The organism is Verrucomicrobiia bacterium (genome assembly GCA_035489575.1).
Taxonomy (GTDB): domain Bacteria; phylum Patescibacteriota; class Saccharimonadia; order Saccharimonadales; family JAGQNK01; genus DATHJY01.
In genome coordinates this window covers 1-18,793 of sequence record DATHJY010000005.1, presented here as the reverse complement: position 1 = coordinate 18,793, position 18,793 = coordinate 1, and the positions used below count along the sequence as shown (strand labels likewise).

Sequence of the window (18,793 nt, the reverse complement as noted above, 5' to 3'; positions counted from 1 at the left end):
AGGACAACATATGACACACACGCATCTGACCAAAGAACACTATGAACAGCAGGTAGCCGACTGTGATGGGCTGTGTATTATTACAGACGATATGCTGGCGGCCCGGCCAGACCTGATGCGCTGCGTCACCTGCCCGTTTTGCAAAGAAGTCGTCAACGCTATTCTGACGCCCACTACCATCAGTTGCCCCAAATGCGAAGTCACGGTGAACAGGTAAGGCCATGCAAGCAGACGACGAGACCTACCAGCAGCTCGTAAAAGAACAGTCCCCAGAATTCTTTTGCGATAACTGTGGACACTATCCCATCGTGCCCGTGCACGGACATTTTGTATGTCCGGAGTGCCACCTACCCACAAAATGCTGCGAAGGTATTCCAGCAGAGCTGTAATGAAAAAGGTTGGGATTTATTTTGGGACGTTTGATCCCATTCACGAAGGACACCTGGCGCTTGCGGCAGCCGCCGCCCAAGAGTGCGATCTTGAAAAAGTATTCTTTTTGATAGAGCCACGGCCTCGGCGCAAGCAGGGCGTCAAGGCACTAGAGCATCGCAGTGCTATGGTTCGTCTGGCTATCAAGCACGAGCCACGGTTTGGGTCTATCCTGCTAGAGCAGCAGCGCTTTACGCCACTAGATACGCTGCCGCTGCTCATGGAACGATTCAAGGGCGCAGAACTGTACTTGATCATGGGCGACGACACACTGAGTCATTTTGGTGACTGGCCGCACGTAGAAGAGCTGATGCGGCAGGTGCGTTTTATTATTGGTCTGCGCACTCATGAAAAGGCAGAGGTCGAACGTCGGCTGGACACGGTGCAGCGTACGCGGGCCCTAGTCATGGACTACCAGATCTTGTCTACTGACTTACCGGCTTGTTCGTCCAGGGCTATCAGAATTAGCGTCAGGCGGGGACACAAGCCACGGGATTTGCCACTAGTGGTGTACGCCTACATTAAGCAAGAAGGGCTCTATGCTTCAGTTGAATCTGGGTCTGGATCGGGCATAAGCTCGTAGTGTTCTTGCAGGTAGGCCAGATGTTTCTCGCGGTACTTTTTGAACTCGGTCTTTTTTAGGCCGCTCTTGCGTATGAAGGCGCCGATTTTCTCAGAGCCAATGTAGTGGGGCAGCATAACGTACGCAGCGCCAAGCTCGTACAGTTCTGCGGCTTGTTCCACGGTGTCTGCGGTGCATATAAAGACCGCGTGCTGGTTTTCTTTCTCGAGCCAGCGGCTGATAAAGACGTTGGTAGCAAAGTCAGTGATAGACGAAATAATCAGGTGGGCGTGTCGCAAATTCACCTCATCCAGCAGCTCTAGGTCGGTCACGTCGCCATACATAAAGTTAATCCGCTTGCTCTCTAGCACGTCAATAATGTTAGGGTCGTAGTCTATGACCACATAGGGTTTTTTGAGCTGATTAAAGACCCGCACAAACTCATGCCCGCCTTTCTGATACCCCAGCAGAGCAAGGTCGTAGTGATGGTGCACCTCTTTTTGCTCGCTAATCTTGGAGCGTTCAAATAGCCGAATATATTTCTCCAGAAAGTCGTAGAGCCAGTCGGCATAGGTGATGGTATAAGTGCTCACGGCAATGGTAACAAAAGCGACTACGGTGATAAGGGTAGTTATTTGTTCGCTGATATGGCCCAGGTCAAAGGCCAGCAGCAGCAAAATCAGCGAGAACTCACTGACCTGGGCACCAGTCAGCCCGGCCTTGAAGCTGGTCTTTTTTGTATAGCCGCCCAGTCCCATAACGGCCATAACAATCAGTGGGTTGGCAATCAGCACCACTAGCGAGAACAGCAGGGCTCTGGGCAGCACGTCGATTATCTGGCTCAGTTCTAGGTGCGAGCCCAGCTGCACAAAAAACAGCACAATAAAGAAGTCACGCAACGGCTTGAGTCGGGACGAGATCTCGGTGGCGTAGGGCAGCGAAGCCAGCATAACGCCCGCTACCAGGGCGCCAATCTCCAGAGAGAAGCCGGCAGCGCTGAACAGGGCAGCAATTCCTAGCCCCCAGCCAATGGCAAACAAAAACAAGAATTCCTGAGACTTGGCAATAATGGTGTTGAGTCTGGGCAGGACGAGCATGCGGAATAGCACGAGCCCACTGATCAGCAGGAGACTCTTCAGGAGTAACTGAATAAAGGCGGTCATCGACACCTCGCCGCCACTGGACGTAGACACTCCCACCAGAATAAGGGTGGCCAGTATGTCCTCGATCAGCAGATAACCAATAGCGACCTTTCCGTACATACGTGTCTGCTCTCGCTTATCAGTCAGTAGCTTCAAGATGATAATGGTGCTAGAGAAAGACAGTGCAATACCAATATAGAGCGACTCGGTGGTGGTAAAGCCCAAGAAGCCAGACAATATGTACCCAATGGCAGTCACCAGCAATACCTTGATAATGGCTATATAGGCGGCAATCTTACCAATTTCTTTGATGACTCTCGGGTTGAGCCCCAGGCCAACAATCAATAGCAGCAGGGCTATGCCAAAACTAGAAAAGACCTCGAGCGTGTCGGGTGAGCTGATCAGGTCGAATGCAGCCGGTCCCACCAACACGCCTGTCAGAATATAGGCAATAGTCAGCGGTTGCCGAATAGTGCGCATGAATAAACTGACCGCCACGCCGATGGCGATGATTAGACTCAGTTCATTAAAGACGTTATGCATGCATTTTTATTTTCTAGATAACTATAAGTGTTATTCTATAACAAATAATCAGGTACAAAAAGTGTTTAGAAAAATTGCTACGAGGATTTCCATCGCCACCGGTCATGCTGCGGCCTTTACCTTGGCCTTTTTGTTGGTCATTGGCTGGGCAGTAACTGGCCCATTCTTTGAGTTTTCTAATACCTGGCAGCTGTTTATCAATACCGGTACAACAATCACTACCTTCCTGATGGTTTTTCTTATTCAGAATACGCAGAACCGCGATGGCAAAGCTATGCAGCTAAAGCTGGACGAGCTGCTACTGTCGACACGCGGCCGCGATGCATTCGTGGATCTAGAGGACATGACCGACGAAGAATTGGACGAGCTGGACCGTGAGTTTCGCGAGATCCACAGCAAGCAGTCGACCAGTAGGACTATGAAGAAACTACACAGTAAGATTGCCGAAGCACACGCCACCCGCAAGGGCAACTAGCCAAAAGCGGCATTGACGGCCACATCATGCTTATGTATTATTGAATTACTTCTAGCGTTCAGTTTGAGGACGCGTCGAAGACAAAAACATTACAAAAAAATAGAGGGTACTAGGTGTGTTCCATGAGGTGTGAGGAGAAAAAAGGGAGTAGTCAGGCTTTGCCTGTAAAAATAAAACTAATGTCTTCACGAGGTATGAGAGTGCAAGTAAAAGTGAAGCGTCCTAAATGGCAGCAATTTATAACCTACTAGCCCATTAGGACCAAAAACAAAAAACTAAAACCGGCCACAAAGAGCCGGTTTTAACATTGTAATAGGCAACAACTACTGTTGCTTCTGGGCCTGTTTTTCTTTAATAGCGTTGTCTATCAGCTTTGTAAAGTCTTCGAGGCTACGTGGGTTCTCGACCTGCTTACCATCTACCTCAAACGTAGGGGTAGAAGAGTAGTTGAGTCGTCTTGCCTCGGCACGGTCGGCCTGGACTGTGGCATTGGTGACGCTGTTTTTTACGTCCTCTTTGAACTTACTCAGATCGAGGCCGAGCTGATTGGCATAATTCTCGAACAGTGGCGTAGGATTGCTGCTGTCGCGCCAGGTCGGCTGGTTTTGGTACAGCAGGTCGTGCATCTCAAAGAACTTATTTTGTTTGCCAGCTGCTTCGGCGGCCCGGGCGCTAACCAGAGCGTTCTGGTGGATCTCGGTCAGTGGGTAGTGGCGGAACTGGAACTTGATCTGGTCACCGTATTTTTCTTTGACCTGTTGCACGATTGGGAAGTATTGGTAGCAGGCTGGGCAGGCAAAGTCACCGTATTCGGTAAGCGTCACGCCTGTGGTGCCTTGGCCTTTTATGTGATTGCTCAGCTGGGAGCTTGGGTTATTGTCTGTCTGCTCGGAAGGCGTCTTGCTGTCCTTTTTGGTTAATATGAGCAAGCCGGCAAATGCAATGATACAAGCGGCAAGAATAGCAATAAAGCGTTTGTTCATGAAATATCCCCTTAATTGGTATGTACATATTATCATGGGGTCCATGTCTGTTACTATTGAGCGCGAACTTATTTTACATCTCCACTCCAGCCTCAAGCCATTCTGATAGCACAACAAGGTCCCCACAAAATCTGTTTTGTGGGGTGTGTGCGCTTTGCCAGTCTTGCTTGTCGGCGTACCTACGGGTACGCCTTCGTACAAGAACTGACAAATCGTACTTATCAGAATAGGCTTTGCTTAACAGACTTGAGATGTAAAATGAGTTCATGATGATCGTGCTTTTAGTGTCCGCTTTGCTGGCGCTTTCTTCTATTAGCCTGCTCAAGGTCTATCGGCATGTCCCAGAGCGCGAGCTGCGCAAGCGGGCACGCGAAGGCGACGAACTAGCCAAGACACTCTATAAAGCAGTGGCATATGGGCATAGCTTGACCACGGTGCTGTGGATTATTGTCGGGGTGACCAACGCATTGTTCTTTGTGCTGGTAGCGCGCAGTACGCCAACTTGGTTTGCGGTGATAGTTAGTGCTTTTGTTATTTGGGCGGGATTTGTCTGGCTGCCAGCCCGCAACGTTACCAAGCTGAGCGCCTGGACAGCTAGCAAACTTGCGCCGGCACTGGCTTGGTTGCTCAGTTATCTGCATCCTGTTATCGACGGCTTGTCGGGTTTTTTTGGGCGTCACTGGCCGGTCACTATTCATACCGGACTATATGATCGCAATGACATCATAGAGCTGTTGCAGTATCAGCAAGCCCAGCCCGACAACCGGGTCGAGAAAACTGAGCTAGAGATTGCACTGCACGCTCTGACATTCGGTGACGTGAGTGTTGTGCAGGCCATGGTGCCGCGCCGGGCTGTAAAAATGATAGCTGCCACCGAAGCCGTTGGTACGGTGCTGATGAGCGAGCTCCACGACAGTGGTTTTTCGCGGTTCCCGGTCTACGCTGACAAAAAAGATACCATTGTTGGCATTTTGTATTTGCGCGACCTGATCCGGGCCAAGTCCGGCGGACACATAGAAAAATATATGAACGCAGAAGTTATGTATGTGCACGAAGAACAACCGCTCACTGACGCCCTGCAGGCTGTACTAAAAACCAAACGGCACTTATTCATTGTGGTAAATAGTTTTGAAGAGTTTGTAGGTATTATCACCATAGAGGACATACTGGAACGGGCCATAGGCAAGCCTATTATTGATGAATTCGACCGATACGACGACATGCGAGCCGTTGCTGCCCGGGCTGCCAAAAAAGAACATACCCAAAACAATGAACCCGAAAGGCCCCAAGAAGAACCAGAAGCCCCTACCGAAGAACCGCCAGAGGTGGTAAAATAAGCCAAATGATTGTGTTACGAGTAAACACTGATACAAATTTGCGGGTCTGCCACTGCTAGGCGAGCAGGGGCATCTGACCCGTTTCAGCCGTTTTACTGACACTTAACTTTCGGAGAAAAACATGAGAACACTAGCTCGCGAACTGAAGGACCATATCGGTACATCAGCTCAAGTTCAGGGGTGGATCCACAAAAAGCGTCTGATGGGCGGCCTGACTTTTATAAACATTCGTGACCGCAGTGGCCTGATACAGGTCTTGGTAGAGGACAAAAATGAAGTAGAGAAACTACGTGGCCTGCAAATTGGCACCGTTTTGACTATTACAGGCCAAGTGGTTCAGGACGACCGTGCCCCTGGTGGTGCCGAGATCCACGAGCCCACCCTGGAAGTAGTAATTCCTGTCACCGATGAACCGCCTATAGAAATCGACAAGCCCCTTAGCCACCGTCCCGACAATCTAGACACCTTGTTCGACAACCGCCCGATTGGACTACGCAACTTACAGGAGACGGCTATTTTTAAAGTCCAAGCCAAGGTACTAGAGGGTTTTCGTACATTCTTTGCAGCCAACGATTTTACCGAGATCATCACCCCCAAGCTTTTGGCCGAGGCTACCGAGGGCGGCACCGAAGTCTTCAAGCTCGATTATTTTGGCAAAACTGCCACCCTGGCTCAGTCGCCCCAGTTCTACAAGCAGATGATGGTTGGCGTTTTTGAGCGAGTATTTGAAACCAACCCCGTGTTTCGGGCAGAACCCAGCGCTACCACCCGCCACATGACCGAATACCAGTCTGTTGATGCCGAGATCGGCTTTATAGATTTTGACGAGCTACAGAATCTAGCCGGCGGCTGTCTGCTCACGGTGGTTAGGTATGCAGAGGCTGAGTGTGCCAAAGAACTCAAGATGTGGAACATTCAGGGCTTTACATTGCCCAAAAAACCACAGGACATTCCCCGTATTAGTATCGACGAAATTCACGAGAAGTTCCTGAAGGCCACCAAAGAAGACCACACGGGCGAGGACGACCTAGCTCCAGGAGAAGAACGCTGGATCTGCGACTACGCCAAGAAACAGCTGGGTAGCGAGGCCGTGCTGGTAACGGGCTGGTCTAGTCGTAGCAAGACCTTTAAGTTCTACCACCGTGCAAACGAAGAAAATCCAGAGATCGCTGATCGCGCCGACCTGCTATTTCGTGGCGTAGAGATCACTACCCTCAGCATGCGCGAACACCGTTATGACCGCCTACTAAAACAGCTAAAGGCCATGGGCGGCGATCCGAAAAATCCGGGCTTTGCACCACTGCTCAGCGTGTATCGTCACGGCATGCCACCACATGGTGGCTGGGGCTGGGGACTGGAGCGCACTGTAGAGAAAATTCTGAACCTCAACAATGTCAAAGAGGCCACACTCTTCCCCCGCGATATGAATCGCTTGACGCCGTAATACCATTGACACGAGGTATTACATCATGTATCATGTAATACATGATCTATACCTCAAGAATTACCAGCAAGGGCACGACTACCATCCCTGCGGATATACGCGAAAAGCTCGGGCTTAAGCCGGGCAGTGAGGTTCGTTTTGAGGAAGATGCCAAAACCGGAGCTATCACACTTGAGCCAATGCCCTCTATCGAAGAAGTTCGGTCTATGAACCAAGCACTTCTGAAAAAACTTGGGACCACGGATATACTGAAAAATTACAAGGCTGGTGACGGGTTTGCTGCCCATGTAAAAGAAAAATATGGCGACATCAGCAAGTCTTGACACTAACGTACTGCTTGATTGGTTGCTCGATAGGGACAGCGCTCGATCGGCAGCAACCCAGCGGTTGCTCGATAGCACACTAACCCTGCATGTCTCTGATATGGTGTTTGCCGAAATTGTGTACGTGCTGCAGTCTGCTAAATTTCCAAGAGTCGCGATTACCAAAAACCTGAGCAGAATCGTAGCCGAAAGGGCAATAAACTGTAATCGCCCGCTTATCAAGCGAGCCCTCAAGCTGTATGAGACAGAGTCTCGGCTATCCTGGGTTGATTGTTGCAGTCTATTTTATGCAGAGCTCAACAATGCTTCGCCGCTCTATACCTATGACAATGATTTGATCAAGAAGTCCGGGGGGAGGGCGCAAGCGCTCCGATGAAGCGCCCCGAGATCAAAAATCGGCATGGTCTGAAGCTGGTGATTCGGGTGGATGAGCCCGAGCATGAGACCGGCTTGGCGTTTGTGGCTCACGGCCAAGGCGGCTTTATGGGTCAGAAACATATTCAGGCTTTTGCCGAGGCATTCTTAGAAAACGGCTATCGGGTGGTCCGGTTCGATGCCACCAACTCTACTGGTGAAAGTGATGGTGATATGCGCAATGTGACCATTACTAACTACTACGAAGACCTAGAGGACGTGGTTGCCTGGGCGCGCACCCAAGAGTGGTTCAAGCAGCCATTTGGTCTGGCGGGGCACAGCATGGGCGGCATGTCTACGGCGCTGTACGCCGAAAATCATCCAGCCGAAGTTTTTTGTGTAGCGCCTATTTCTGCGTGCATAAACCAAGAGCTCTTTGTTGGTACTGTCGATCCAGACTTCTTGAAAGCCTGGAAGGACAGAGGCTACTTTGAAAGAGAAAGCCTGTCCAGGCCCGGACTACTACTGCGACCGGGCTGGGGTTTTGTAGAGGACTTGAAAAATCACGATTTGCTGAAGGGCGCGAAAGCCCTGACCATGCCCGTGCTCCTGATGGCCGGTAGCAATGACGAGCCGACGCCTTATGCTCACCAAAAGCTATTATTCGATGCCATTCCGGGCGACAACAAAAGACTCATAAAAATCCCAAATGTAGACCACAACTTTAAAAATAAGTCTGGCAACAAAGTTGCAGAAGTAAAGAGACATCTAGACGATTTGCTGAAGGAGCTGACATGAGGATATTAGTTTTTGGCGATAGCATTGTGTACGGCATGTGGGATGTAGAAGGCGGTGGCTGGGTGGCTCGCATCAAGCGTCATTATGATGAGCTACAGCTACGCGATTTAGGGGCTGCTATTCCCGAGGTTTATAATCTGGGCGTCAGTGGCGGTACTGCAGCACCACATATAGCCGAGCGCATAGGCAGCGAGATACTCTACCGGAGTCGCCAGCAGCAAGTAGTAGCCGTAGTGGCGGTGGGTCTCAACGACTCTATGTGGGATCACGGTCTCAGGGTGGGTTACGAGGCAAGAATCTTTCCTAAAGACCTCCAGGATATTGTGAATGCTATCAGGGAGTATACGGACAAGATCCTATTTGTCGGCCTGACCGCTTGTGATGAATCAAAAACCAAACCAGTCTCTTGGGGCGACTATGTGTTTACTAACGAAAGTATTCTGGAGTACGAGAATATGCTGAGCGACTTCTGTACCCAGCAGAATATTCCACTGGTGAGATTATTCAATCACTTTCGTGACAAGCCCGAGCTGCTGGTGGACGGGCTTCATCCAAACGAAACAGGCCATGAACTTATTTCGAACCTGGTAAAATCCGAACTGGAAAAACTTCTGGGCTAAGCATAATTTTGTAGACGCATTATTATAATATAGTTATAATCAATGCTATGACCTATAGGATTATAAAAGTTGGCTCAAGTGCCGGCGTCATTATCCCAAAGAAGCAGCTCGAAGAGCTGGGGCTTCGTATCGGTGACGATGCTCAGATTGATGTCAAGAAGCCAAAACAAAACAAACATGAGAAGTTCATGAACGATCTAGAGAAGTTCATGGATACCTACGATCAGGACCTAAAGAATCTTGCTCAGAGATGATTACATATCTTACTGAAGAGCAGATCCTGCTTGTACACTTCCAGCTCGTAGAGCGATATGGTGGATCGCATGGCGTGCGTGACATTGAACGAATAAAGTCGGTTGCTCACGCCGTTCGGCAGGAAGCTTTCGGCGTGGAGCAATATCCGAGCTTGTACGAGAAGGCGGCTGTTTATGTTCGCAATATTATTGCTGACCACCCTTTTGCTGACGGCAACAAACGGACGGGGATTACGAGTGGTGTCATGTTCTTGCGGATGAACAAGAAGCGATTTTCTGCTAAGCGGGGTGAGTTAGAGGATTTTGCAGTAAAGGTTGCAACAGACCATTTGTCGGTGAATGAAATAGCCGCTTGGCTTGAGGGTCATTGCGTTAAATAGCGGGCGCGTTGTCTAGGGATTGCCACAGGTACCAGGCGGCAACAGATTCATAAGGGTGCCACTGATTTTTCTGGGCAAGTACTTTGACTTCGTCAGATTGCGGGCAGTGGTCCAGGCCGTACAGGGCCCGTACACCATTGCGAATGCCTAGGTCGCCCGAGGGCAGCACGTCTAAGCGGCCCATGCAGAACATCAGGAACATGTGGGCGGTCCATTCGCCGATGCCTTTGACGGCTGTCAGCTCTGCAATAACTTCGTCGTTAGACAGGCTGTCCAGGTGGCCAAACTTTACTTTGCCGTCTACCACGTGCTGGGCTAGGTCACGAATATACGCGGCCTTGGGGCGGCTTAGGCCAGCACTGCGCAACTCTTCTATGTCTTTTGTCAGGATCTGTTCGGGCAGGGGGAAATCGGCGCCACCAAAGAGTTCGCAAAAGCGCTTCTCTATGGTGCGGGCAGCTTTGACGCTCAGCTGCTGGCTGATGATGCTATCCACTAACTCTTGATAGTAGTTCTGGTGTGGGTGCAGGTCAGGCAAGGGGCTGCTGGCGATAACCGGGGCCAGACTGGGGTCGGCCTTCGATAAATAATGAATCGCCAAGGTAAGAGTCTGTTCATTTGCGGTTGTTGCCATAGCTATAGGATATACTAGTAGGTATGGAACCGCAGGGCCCGGTTCAAGGGCCACCGCCAACACCTCCGCAGCAGCCTCCTGAAGAGCAGGACGAATATGCTGCTGCCAGCCAATCGACTGCTGACTATATTCATAATCTAGAACCCGTAAAGGCGCAAAAAAAGAAACGCAAAATAAAGGGCATTATTTTTATTGCACTGGTCGTTCTGGTGGCGATAGGTGCCGCTATGTATTTCTTGGTGCTGCGCAGGCAGTCCACTCCGTCGCAAGGCTCGGGCCAGCCGTCAGCCCCACAGCAGCAGCCCGTAGAAAGTGTCGACGAAGAACTGAGCGAACACCTGGTATCCCAGGATATTCAGATGTCGATTGACCACCCCAAGACCTGGCAGAAAGACGATGCCACGCAGGGGCAGCTTACCCTGCAGTCACCCGCAGCCCAGATAACTACGAGTGATGGCAGCAAAAAATCGGGCAAAGTACTTATAACTATTGTGACTGCCGGCTCGACAGTGCCCAAGTTTGCCAACCCGACAGGCAAGGCGGTAGTAGACTCCCAAAAGATAGCCTATGCTCAGCCTTCGCAAAGCCAGCGCAAAGAGACCTACCTGAGTTTTGCTGGCTTTGATGGCTCGACAGGGGTGGATGCGGTCTATATCACCGGTGATGCGGGTTATAAAAAAGGCCAGGATATTCCCAAAACTGATGTTGCCAAGTCAGAACCTATCATTGGTGTATCTTTTGTGAAGTGTGATGGCGGCCAGGAGTGCAAAGAGGGCATAGCTATTGACCCCGAGGCCTGGGGGAGTGACAAGATTCTGTCGGTTGCCCAGGCTATTCTGAAGTCGTTAGTAGTGCAGTAGGGAGCGCTTTTTTAGTCCCCTGCCCGTTTGTGTGGATAAACACTTGACGTGTTAAGTATCGAGAGCTAAAATACGAGACGATAACACTTAACGAGTTAACTATACATATGAAAATAGCTTTCGAAGTAGCCGACGTCTACAAACATTTTGGCGACGTCAAAGCCCTGGATGGCGTGAGTCTCCGGGCAGAACAAGGAAAAGTTTTTGGCCTGCTGGGCCCTAACGGCGCTGGCAAGACTACGCTGGTGCGTATGCTCAGTACGCTCATGAACCCAGACAAAGGAACGTTGCATGTTATGGGCGTAGACGTGGTTAAGCAACCACATCGTGTGCGTGAGATGATCGGGCTGGCTGGGCAGTATGCTGCTGTAGACGAGTTTTTGACCGGCCGCGAGAACCTATACATGGTGGGGCGGCTGTACCACATGGGCAAAAAAGAAGCCTATGCACGGGCCGATGAAATCTTGGAAAACCTCGGCCTGACCGACGCTGCCAATCGTCCAGCCCGTACCTACTCTGGCGGTATGCGCCGTCGACTGGACCTGGGTGGCAGCTTGGTGGCTCGCCCCAAGATACTGTTTTTGGACGAACCCACGACTGGCCTAGACCCCCGCACTCGCCTGGATCTATGGGACACTATCCGTGAACTCGTCCAGGATGGCACCAGCATCCTACTGACCACACAGTACCTGGAAGAGGCAGATGAGCTGGCGGATCAGATTGCTGTCATAGACCACGGCAAAGTTATCGTGGAAGGCACCAGCGACCAGCTGAAGAGCCAAATGGGTGGTGACGTCATAGAATTCGAAGTCAAGCCATCCCAGGTAGAGAAGGCTGCGCAGGCCGTTCGTATGTTTGGCACCAAAGATCCAAAGATAGAAGGTGCCACCATTACCCTGCCCGTGCGTGACGGACGCAAAAAGCTGGTAGAAGTTGTTCGGACCCTAGACGCTGCCAAGATTGCGCCCGAGTCTATCGCCCTGCACCGCCCTAGCCTGGACGATGTCTTTCTGGCAGTTACCGGTAAAGATGCCAAGAACCTACCCAAGGATGCCAAGAACCTATCCAAAGCCTCCAATCCCGCGCCAAAACCGCCCATTCCGGCGTCAATCCGTCCTAGCTCTCCAACCGTAACTACGGTTACACCAGGAAAGCCAGAACGAATTGCCACTCGAAATGGATCAGCTTTGGCATCGGGAGCGAGACTTCGGACAGATTCTAAGAAAAAGGGAGGCAAGAAATGACCTTTGCTCAATCTATAACCTATAACGTTACTGACACGTGGGCTATCACGCGCCGCAACCTGCTGCGTTACGTGCGACTACCGCAACTGCTATTTTTCTCGTCCGTGCAGCCCGTCATGTTCCTCTTGTTGTTTAACTTTGTGTTTGGTGGAGCCATTGGTAACGAGGCGGCCATCCCCGGTGCCAAGTACATTAACTACTTGCTGCCTGGTATCTTGGTGCAGTCTTCGCTATTTGGTGCGCTCAATACGGGTGTTGGTTTGGCAGAGGATATGGGTAAGGGTATTGTTGATCGTTTTCGCAGTCTGCCTATGAGTCGGGGCGCCGTGTTGGCGGGCCGGACGTTCTCTGACATGATCCGCAATATTGCCACCATGAGTATCATGATTACGGTAGGAAGCTTGTTGGGCTTTCGGTTCCTAGGCGGTTTCCTGGGTGCCATAGAGACGGTCCTGATCGTACTGGCCTTTAGCTACGCCTTTGCCTGGATGCTTGGGTTTGTTGGCCTGTCTGTCAAAGATTCCGAGACGGCCCAGATGGCTGGCTTTGTATCTATCTTTCCCCTGACCTTCGCCAGTGCGGCCTTTGTGCCCGTTCAGTCTATGCCTTCATGGCTGCAAGTATTTGCCCGCAATCAGCCTGTCACACACGCCGTGAACGCCGCTCGTGAGCTGGCGCTGGGTCTGCCCAGCACTGGTGCCTGGTGGAAGCTCTTGCTGTGGGTAGCCGGCATGCTGTTGGTATTTATGCCGCTGGCAGTGTCGCGCTACAAATCCCGCTCCTAGAACCGAAGTAGCCTAAAATCTTTACCCCTTGCCACTTACATATTGCACGTCATTAGCAGAAGCACTATGCTGATAGCAAACAAGGAACTTCGCTATGACAAAAAAGAAAGCAGAAGAACCCGAGGCGGAAGCCCCGGATCTAAGTGTTGAGCCAGAGGAAGTGGTAGAGCCAGAAGACAAAACCGAGGCACTCATAGCCAAGCCCAAGGACACATCAGGTGACGGCAAACTCAAGCGTCTTTGGCATGGCTATACCTCTAAAAAGAAAATAACCATTCCTGCCACCTTCTTGGTGGTAGTTTTGATAGTGCTGGCTGTTCCCTTGTCACGTTACAAAGTGCTGGGCTTATTTATGCAAAAGAACTTTACTGTGACGGTCTTGGATTCTGAGACCGGCAAGCCAGTCAGCCAGGCAGACGTAAAGCTGGCAACAAAGACCGCCAAAACCAATGAAAAAGGCGAAGCAGTAGTGTCTGATGCGCCGCTGGGCAAGCAAAAGCTGGCCGTTACCAAAAAGTACTACAAAGATTTGTCTGCGGACGTAACAGTAGTACTGACTGACTCTAAGAACAAGACTGAGCTAAAAATGGAAGCCACTGGTCGCCAGATACCGGTTGCGGTAGTCAATAAGATCACAGGCAAAGGTGTGGCCGGGGCGGTGGTAACAGTACTGGACTCCGAGGCTAAGACCAACGACACCGGCGAAGCAGTCCTGGTGCTGCCAGCCGACAAAAAGACCGAAAAAGCTACAGTAAAGCTAGAGGGCTACAATGACCTGACGGCCGACATCAATGTAGAACAGACCATCAAGCTGTCCATTAGCCCGGCGGGCAAGGTGTATTTCTTGAGCAAGCAGTCAGGCAAGATCGACGTGGTCAAGACTAATCTGGACGGTTCTGACCGCCAGGTAGTGCTGGCCGGAACAGGCAAGGAAGACGCCGAGACTACCCTACTCTCTTCGCGGGACTGGAAGTACTTGGCTCTCAAGTCGCGGCGCGATGGTGACAAGTCCAAGCTGTACTTGATAGAAACGGCTACTGACAAACTGACCACTATGGACGAGGGCAACGCCTTCTTTGACGTCAAAGGTTGGGACGGCAACCACTTTATCTACAAAGTGGATCGCCAGGATAAATACCCTACCGACAATAAAAAAGAAGCCCTCAAGAGCTATAACGCCGCTAGCAAGCAAATAGTCATACTAGACGAAAGTACCGCAGAGATTGTGCCTGGTGGTTTCTTCCAGGCGCTCTTTAACGAAGTGTATCTGCTGAACGGCAAAGTGGTGTATACAACCAATGTTTCTGTTGGCAACTCATACAATACAACCATACCAAAGGTGCAGCCTTCGATCATCTCTATCAAGCCCGACGGCAGTAATAAGAAAGTTCTCAAGGCTATCCCTGCTGGCGTGTACTACCAGTACTGGCGTCAGTTCTATATAACTGCTCGCCTAGAGAAGCCCCAAGAACTGTACTTTACGGCTTACCAGTACACCAAGAACGAGGCGTTTGAATTAGAAGAAGACACCTTTAAAGACACAAGCGTCACTGCCGAGGATGGATCCAAGCCGTACAACACCTATATTCTGTCGCCGTCAGGCAAACGAACCTTCTGGGCAGAGTCTCGTGATGGCAAGTCCACTCTGTTCCTGGGGACTGCTACTGGCGAAGAGCCTGACGAAGTTGCTCGCCTGAGCGAACTCACCCCTTATGGTTGGTTTAGCGAGGATTATTTGCTGACTTCCAAGAAGGGCAGTGAGCTATATATCCAGAGTACTGCCAAGGACGCGGCGCCGTTTAAGGTGACTGATTATCATCGGTCTAATGGTCGGTTTGAAGGGTATGGTGGCGGCTACGGCGGCTTCTAACCCCTGGGCTTCGCGGCGCAGCCACCTGCCGCCTGACAAAGCCAGTCGCCCGTGACTGCCTAGGCCGTCGGTGGTTTTTTGCCTACATTTCTCGACTTGTAATCTGTGTTTATAAAAAGACAAGTCTCCTCTTTGGGGGAAGGAGACTTGCCAAGGCGGTTTAGTGTTTTCTTTTTTGGAACACTAGGTCTCAAACTCAGCTGGCTTTTCCGGCACCGGGGTGGGGGGAAAGTGCCGCTAACTTTGAGAGGTTTAGTGAACCATATATTCAGCCTACTGCTGGCATAATACTTCGTCAAGACTTTTGTGAGAATTCTCGCTGTTAACTCCTTGGTTGTGGAACATTAAAAAAATGTGAATAACTTTGCGTGAGGTTGAAAACAAAAGCCTAAGGCCACATACTAGAGCCCAATGGTTCTAGCTCAAGCAACCCAAGCCCCGAACAACGGCGCAAGCAACGCGGAAGATTTTCAGCCACCCACGCGTAACCCGCAGACTGCCCCAGGCACCCTGCAGCCCGGTACTGGTACGCAGAATGCCAGTGGGCAGGAAATACTGAGCGATCCCAACGCTCAGCTGTCCGTGCCCAGCACAACCACAACTCCGGGCGAGACCGTGGCTACACCCAGCGGCAGCATGAACATTGCTTTTATCATTATTGCGTCAATTATTATTGTGGCAGTTGCAGAATATTTCTTTCGCCGCCGTGACAAGCGCCGCCCGGTAGCAATGCCGGTGGCAGAGCCCGACACTACCATCCTGGATACCGAAACACAGACAGTGGTGCCCAAGCCCGAAGTGATCATCCAGCCAGCCGCAGCGCCTCCACAAAAGACATCTACACCCAAAAAGAAACCGCCCAAGAAGTCTAAATCCAAGCGCAAGAAAAAGTAGCCATAAGCTGTTAAAATATCAGGGATACTATGCCTGATAAACCAGACTTTGACGAAATAAATGACAACGTGCACGAACGTGTCCGTCAGATGATGGAACCTGACGATAAAACCAGCACCCGAAAAATAGAGGTACTGCACGACGACTCGCCGGTAGATACCCCTGGCACTGCGCCAGAATTGGGCGAAATGCCCGTACCCAAAGAACCACTGAAGATAAAGATCCTCAAGGACGAACCGGCAGAACCGTCCAAGCCAGAACCAACACCAAAGGTGGTAGCCAAAAAGAAAGAGCCGCCCGTTCCTGAAGAGCCGGCACAGCCTGAAACAGAGGAATACTCGGACCCCACCACCAGCAAGGCTGTCGACGATATCGTAGCCACCGAGAGTGACCAGCTACTGGCTGCCGAAGACGACAAGCTACTGGCTGCTGTGCCGCCTGCCAAGAAGACCTCGTGGCGTTCTCGCCTGAAGGATTTTGTGGGCCACCACAAAAAAGTCATCATAGGGTCGCTTTTGCTTATTGTGCTGATGATCGCGGTGGTGCCGCCTAGCCGTTACTTTACGCTGAACGCTGCGGGTGTTCGTAGCGGTGTAACGGTGGATGTGACCGATCAAAGCACCCAGCAGCCGCTCAAGAATGTCCGGGTGACGGTGGGCGGTGCGACGGCCTTGACAGATGGCGAAGGCCACGCAAAGTTAGGAAAGGTCAAGCTGGGTGCCAAACAGCTGACCATAGAGAGGCGAGCCTTTTCAAGCGTTACCAAGAAAATAACCGTTGGGTGGGGCAGTAACCCTCAGGGAGAATTCAAACTGGAGCCAACCGGTACGCAGTACGCCTTTGTGGTGACTGACTTTCTATCTGGCAAGCCTGTGTCCAAGGTAGAGGCTATCAGTGGCGACTCCAGCGCTTTCTCTGACGAGAACGGCAAGATATTGCTGACCATGGACAAGCCGCCAGACACCATAGAGGTTACTCTGCAGGGCAAGACATATCGGGAAGAAAAGCTGCAGGTGGACGCCGACTCCAAGTCCGAAACTGCCGCCGTCCTGGTGCCGGCCCGTAAACAAGCCTTTGTTTCCAAGCGCTCGGGCAAATACGACCTATATAAGGTAGACATAGACGGCAAGAACGAACAGCTGGTGCTGGCCGGCACCGGAACCGAAAGGGACGACATAGTCCTGATTTCTCACCCCACCAAAGAAGTGGCGGTACTGGTGTCCACCCGCGAAGGCAAACGCAACAAAGACGGCTATCTGCTGAGCAGTCTGACCCTTGTTAATCTGGTAGATAACACCACCAAATCTATTGCTTCGTCAGAACGCCTCCAGGTACTGGGCTGGGCTGACGGTCGGTTGGCTTATGTGTCGGTAGCTTCTGGGGCAAGTGCCGCTAACCCCAAACGTCACCGTCTTATCAGCTATGACAGCGAAGAAGAAGGCAACAAGGAGCTAGCTGCCTCCAACTACTTTAACGACGTCATGATTGCGGCTAACAAAATATACTATGCCCCCTCCAGCGCCTACCAGAATGGTGTGAATGTCAGCCTGTTCAGGGTAGACGCCAACGGTGCAAACCGGCAGATTATTATAAACAAAGAGGTGTGGACCATGTTCCGCACTGCCTACGACCACATCACGGCCTCGGCGCAGTCCGAATGGTATGGCTACCAGCTAGGAAGCAAAGACGCCACCAAACAGAGCGGCGAGCCAGGTAACTTGGTGTCACGCGTCTACGTAGACAGCCCTGACAGCCGGAAGAGCCTATGGATAGACAACCGCGACGGCAAGGGTGTGCTGCTGGCCTACACACTCGACACCAAGCAAGACAAGGTCCTACACACCCAGAGTGGCCTGAAGAACCCGGTCCGGTGGGTAACTGACAAAACCGTGGTCTACCGTATCAACACCGAACAAGAGACGGCTGACTACGCGCTGAGCCTGGATGGCGGGCAGCCCAAGAAGATACGGGATGTGACCAACACCTCTGGCCTGGACCGCTGGTACTATTACTAAAGGGTGGTCAGGGGGCCAGGATGGTTGATCGGTATGGTAAAATTTATAGGTCTTTGAAACCTCAAAGACGTTTTTTTGACAAACAGATAGATACAAAGTGAGGGATAAGCCCGGGAAATTCCCCGAGTTCATCCCTCACTTTGTGTGCAGCAGCAGTGCATCTTAGGGGCATCCACGTCCTCGGTGAGGAGGAGAACAATCATGGGACACTATCTCGGACGCTATCCCGGTGAAGATCTCATCGACGAGACCGACCGCGTTGCCGCCTTCTACGCCCTTCCGGGCAGCAATGGCGTCTCCCGCGCTCGTGTCGTGGGGGCAACTCAGTCCACCAATGTTGCCAAGGCGGTGACCGAGACCGTCCGCAACTAGTTGCTCTCATCACCCCACCCTTACAGCATTCTTGCCCAGCCAGGGCATGGAGATGTTCCTGGGTGACAAGAAGGTGAGAGATGCAGAAAAATCATTCAGCTGAGCGTCATCATGTGTGGAGCTCTCGCTCTTGTGGGCGGGACACTGTTCAAGTTGACCGCTTCCGGCAGATTCTGAGCCTGCGGGTTGTTCTGGTATGGTGGCGGATCGTCAGATTTAAACCTTGGCGATCCGCCTCATACCTCTATCTGTTTTGTCATACCCGTTTCTGTAAATATGGTAGTTACACTGATGAGCTCTAAAAGAGCGAAAAACGGGCAAAGCTAGACGTGCTTAACCTGAATCACGAAACTCACCACCCCCGCTGTAACAACTGGTATCCCAGGAGCACCCTAGTGTAGTGCAGGGCGTAGCCCTGCACAGACCTCGGGAACGAGGTCTGTAGGTGGAGGTGCTGTTTCAGGTAATCAAAGAC

22 protein-coding genes are annotated in these 18,793 nt (G+C 51.4%); 19 read left to right on the top strand and 3 right to left on the bottom strand.

Annotation, left to right across the window (positions count from 1 at the left end):
• The first annotated feature begins 10 nt into the window (after positions 1 to 10).
• From VK694_02495 to VK694_02485, 3 genes are read left to right on the top strand one after another with little or no spacing between them, the layout of a single operon-like run.
• Positions 11 to 217, top strand: a complete 207-nt coding sequence (locus VK694_02495) for a hypothetical protein (GenBank protein ID HTE57586.1) — start codon at positions 11 to 13, stop codon at positions 215 to 217.
• 4 nt (positions 218 to 221) lie between these two features.
• The gene (locus VK694_02490) at positions 222 to 389 is read left to right on the top strand and encodes a hypothetical protein (protein HTE57585.1); all 168 of its coding nucleotides are present in this window, start codon (positions 222 to 224) and stop codon (positions 387 to 389) included.
• Complete coding sequence (locus tag VK694_02485) at positions 389 to 1,012, top strand: adenylyltransferase/cytidyltransferase family protein (protein HTE57584.1); 624 nt, start codon at positions 389 to 391, stop codon at positions 1,010 to 1,012. The genes VK694_02490 and VK694_02485 overlap by 1 nt, the downstream gene beginning before the upstream one ends.
• Here the strand turns inward: VK694_02485 and VK694_02480 are convergent.
• On the bottom strand, positions 967 to 2,676 hold the full coding sequence (locus VK694_02480) for a cation:proton antiporter (protein HTE57583.1): 1,710 nt from the start codon (positions 2,674 to 2,676) through the stop codon (positions 967 to 969). The genes VK694_02485 and VK694_02480 overlap by 46 nt on opposite strands.
• A 61-nt stretch (positions 2,677 to 2,737) precedes the next feature.
• On the opposite strand from VK694_02480, the gene VK694_02475 reads away from it, so the two are divergent.
• Positions 2,738 to 3,151 (top strand): low affinity iron permease family protein, encoded by a 414-nt coding sequence (locus tag VK694_02475; protein ID HTE57582.1) that lies wholly within the window; start codon positions 2,738 to 2,740, stop codon positions 3,149 to 3,151.
• A 323-nt stretch (positions 3,152 to 3,474) separates the two neighbouring features.
• Here the strand turns inward: VK694_02475 and VK694_02470 are convergent, their stop codons facing one another.
• On the bottom strand, positions 3,475 to 4,134 hold the full coding sequence (locus tag VK694_02470) for a thioredoxin domain-containing protein (protein ID HTE57581.1): 660 nt from the start codon (positions 4,132 to 4,134) through the stop codon (positions 3,475 to 3,477).
• A 266-nt stretch (positions 4,135 to 4,400) separates the two neighbouring features.
• On the opposite strand from VK694_02470, the gene VK694_02465 reads away from it, so the two are divergent.
• The 8 genes from VK694_02465 to VK694_02430 all read left to right on the top strand — a co-directional run bounded on the left by VK694_02465 (position 4,401) and on the right by VK694_02430 (position 9,644).
• Positions 4,401 to 5,471, top strand: coding sequence for a CBS domain-containing protein (locus tag VK694_02465; GenBank protein HTE57580.1), 1,071 nt, complete (start codon positions 4,401 to 4,403; stop codon positions 5,469 to 5,471).
• Between the two features lie 121 nt (positions 5,472 to 5,592).
• Positions 5,593 to 6,915 (top strand): aspartate--tRNA(Asn) ligase, encoded by a 1,323-nt coding sequence (aspS, locus tag VK694_02460; GenBank protein ID HTE57579.1) that lies wholly within the window; start codon positions 5,593 to 5,595, stop codon positions 6,913 to 6,915.
• A 41-nt stretch (positions 6,916 to 6,956) separates the two neighbouring features.
• Positions 6,957 to 7,238, top strand: coding sequence for an AbrB/MazE/SpoVT family DNA-binding domain-containing protein (locus VK694_02455; protein ID HTE57578.1), 282 nt, complete (start codon positions 6,957 to 6,959; stop codon positions 7,236 to 7,238).
• A complete protein-coding gene (locus VK694_02450; GenBank protein HTE57577.1) occupies positions 7,216 to 7,614 on the top strand; it encodes a PIN domain-containing protein in 399 nt (132 codons plus the stop codon). The genes VK694_02455 and VK694_02450 overlap by 23 nt, the downstream gene beginning before the upstream one ends.
• Positions 7,611 to 8,390 (top strand): alpha/beta fold hydrolase, encoded by a 780-nt coding sequence (locus VK694_02445; protein HTE57576.1) that lies wholly within the window; start codon positions 7,611 to 7,613, stop codon positions 8,388 to 8,390. Before VK694_02450 ends, VK694_02445 begins: the two co-directional genes overlap by 4 nt.
• Positions 8,387 to 9,010: a GDSL-type esterase/lipase family protein gene (locus VK694_02440; GenBank protein ID HTE57575.1), complete on the top strand. Its 624-nt coding sequence runs from the start codon at positions 8,387 to 8,389 to the stop codon at positions 9,008 to 9,010. Before VK694_02445 ends, VK694_02440 begins: the two co-directional genes overlap by 4 nt.
• Before the next feature lie 47 nt (positions 9,011 to 9,057).
• The gene (locus tag VK694_02435) at positions 9,058 to 9,264 is read left to right on the top strand and encodes a hypothetical protein (protein ID HTE57574.1); all 207 of its coding nucleotides are present in this window, start codon (positions 9,058 to 9,060) and stop codon (positions 9,262 to 9,264) included.
• The gene (locus tag VK694_02430; GenBank protein ID HTE57573.1) at positions 9,261 to 9,644 is read left to right on the top strand and encodes a type II toxin-antitoxin system death-on-curing family toxin; all 384 of its coding nucleotides are present in this window, start codon (positions 9,261 to 9,263) and stop codon (positions 9,642 to 9,644) included. Before VK694_02435 ends, VK694_02430 begins: the two co-directional genes overlap by 4 nt.
• Here the strand turns inward: VK694_02430 and VK694_02425 are convergent.
• A complete protein-coding gene (locus VK694_02425) occupies positions 9,637 to 10,278 on the bottom strand; it encodes a DNA-3-methyladenine glycosylase (GenBank protein HTE57572.1) in 642 nt (213 codons plus the stop codon). The genes VK694_02430 and VK694_02425 overlap by 8 nt on opposite strands.
• 23 nt (positions 10,279 to 10,301) lie before the next feature.
• On the opposite strand from VK694_02425, the gene VK694_02420 reads away from it, so the two are divergent.
• The 7 genes from VK694_02420 to VK694_02390 all read left to right on the top strand — a co-directional run bounded on the left by VK694_02420 (position 10,302) and on the right by VK694_02390 (position 18,318).
• Complete coding sequence (locus VK694_02420) at positions 10,302 to 11,138, top strand: hypothetical protein (protein ID HTE57571.1); 837 nt, start codon at positions 10,302 to 10,304, stop codon at positions 11,136 to 11,138.
• 107 nt (positions 11,139 to 11,245) lie between these two features.
• Positions 11,246 to 12,382 carry an ATP-binding cassette domain-containing protein gene (locus VK694_02415; protein HTE57570.1) on the top strand — a complete coding sequence of 379 codons (1,137 nt, stop codon included), beginning with the start codon at positions 11,246 to 11,248 and terminating at the stop codon, positions 12,380 to 12,382.
• A complete protein-coding gene (locus VK694_02410) occupies positions 12,379 to 13,167 on the top strand; it encodes an ABC transporter permease (GenBank protein ID HTE57569.1) in 789 nt (262 codons plus the stop codon). Before VK694_02415 ends, VK694_02410 begins: the two co-directional genes overlap by 4 nt.
• 94 nt (positions 13,168 to 13,261) lie before the next feature.
• The gene (locus VK694_02405; GenBank protein HTE57568.1) at positions 13,262 to 15,037 is read left to right on the top strand and encodes a hypothetical protein; all 1,776 of its coding nucleotides are present in this window, start codon (positions 13,262 to 13,264) and stop codon (positions 15,035 to 15,037) included.
• Between the two features lie 411 nt (positions 15,038 to 15,448).
• A complete protein-coding gene (locus VK694_02400; GenBank protein ID HTE57567.1) occupies positions 15,449 to 15,931 on the top strand; it encodes a hypothetical protein in 483 nt (160 codons plus the stop codon).
• Between the two features lie 29 nt (positions 15,932 to 15,960).
• Positions 15,961 to 17,946 (top strand): hypothetical protein, encoded by a 1,986-nt coding sequence (locus VK694_02395; protein HTE57566.1) that lies wholly within the window; start codon positions 15,961 to 15,963, stop codon positions 17,944 to 17,946.
• A gap of 183 nt (positions 17,947 to 18,129) precedes the next feature.
• Positions 18,130 to 18,318: a hypothetical protein gene (locus tag VK694_02390; protein HTE57565.1), complete on the top strand. Its 189-nt coding sequence runs from the start codon at positions 18,130 to 18,132 to the stop codon at positions 18,316 to 18,318.
• The last annotated feature ends 475 nt before the right edge of the window (positions 18,319 to 18,793 follow it).

Bases quoted from the DNA above. Each gene is read 5' to 3' on its own strand.
- VK694_02495 (HTE57586.1), top strand. From the start codon at position 11: ATGACACACACGCATCTGACCAAAGAACACTATGAACAGCAGGTAGCC.
- VK694_02490 (HTE57585.1), top strand. From the start codon at position 222: ATGCAAGCAGACGACGAGACCTACCAGCAGCTCGTAAAAGAACAGTCC.
- VK694_02485 (HTE57584.1), top strand. From the start codon at position 389: ATGAAAAAGGTTGGGATTTATTTTGGGACGTTTGATCCCATTCACGAA.
- VK694_02480 (HTE57583.1), bottom strand. From the start codon at position 2,676: ATGCATAACGTCTTTAATGAACTGAGTCTAATCATCGCCATCGGCGTG.
- VK694_02470 (HTE57581.1), bottom strand. From the start codon at position 4,134: ATGAACAAACGCTTTATTGCTATTCTTGCCGCTTGTATCATTGCATTT.
- VK694_02465 (HTE57580.1), top strand. From the start codon at position 4,401: ATGATGATCGTGCTTTTAGTGTCCGCTTTGCTGGCGCTTTCTTCTATT.
- aspS (HTE57579.1), top strand. From the start codon at position 5,593: ATGAGAACACTAGCTCGCGAACTGAAGGACCATATCGGTACATCAGCT.
- VK694_02455 (HTE57578.1), top strand. From the start codon at position 6,957: ATGATCTATACCTCAAGAATTACCAGCAAGGGCACGACTACCATCCCT.
- VK694_02450 (HTE57577.1), top strand. From the start codon at position 7,216: ATGGCGACATCAGCAAGTCTTGACACTAACGTACTGCTTGATTGGTTG.
- VK694_02445 (HTE57576.1), top strand. From the start codon at position 7,611: ATGAAGCGCCCCGAGATCAAAAATCGGCATGGTCTGAAGCTGGTGATT.
- VK694_02440 (HTE57575.1), top strand. From the start codon at position 8,387: ATGAGGATATTAGTTTTTGGCGATAGCATTGTGTACGGCATGTGGGAT.
- VK694_02435 (HTE57574.1), top strand. From the start codon at position 9,058: ATGACCTATAGGATTATAAAAGTTGGCTCAAGTGCCGGCGTCATTATC.
- VK694_02430 (HTE57573.1), top strand. From the start codon at position 9,261: ATGATTACATATCTTACTGAAGAGCAGATCCTGCTTGTACACTTCCAG.
- VK694_02425 (HTE57572.1), bottom strand. From the start codon at position 10,278: ATGGCAACAACCGCAAATGAACAGACTCTTACCTTGGCGATTCATTAT.
- VK694_02420 (HTE57571.1), top strand. From the start codon at position 10,302: ATGGAACCGCAGGGCCCGGTTCAAGGGCCACCGCCAACACCTCCGCAG.
- VK694_02415 (HTE57570.1), top strand. From the start codon at position 11,246: ATGAAAATAGCTTTCGAAGTAGCCGACGTCTACAAACATTTTGGCGAC.
- VK694_02410 (HTE57569.1), top strand. From the start codon at position 12,379: ATGACCTTTGCTCAATCTATAACCTATAACGTTACTGACACGTGGGCT.
- VK694_02405 (HTE57568.1), top strand. From the start codon at position 13,262: ATGACAAAAAAGAAAGCAGAAGAACCCGAGGCGGAAGCCCCGGATCTA.
- VK694_02400 (HTE57567.1), top strand. From the start codon at position 15,449: ATGGTTCTAGCTCAAGCAACCCAAGCCCCGAACAACGGCGCAAGCAAC.
- VK694_02395 (HTE57566.1), top strand. From the start codon at position 15,961: ATGCCTGATAAACCAGACTTTGACGAAATAAATGACAACGTGCACGAA.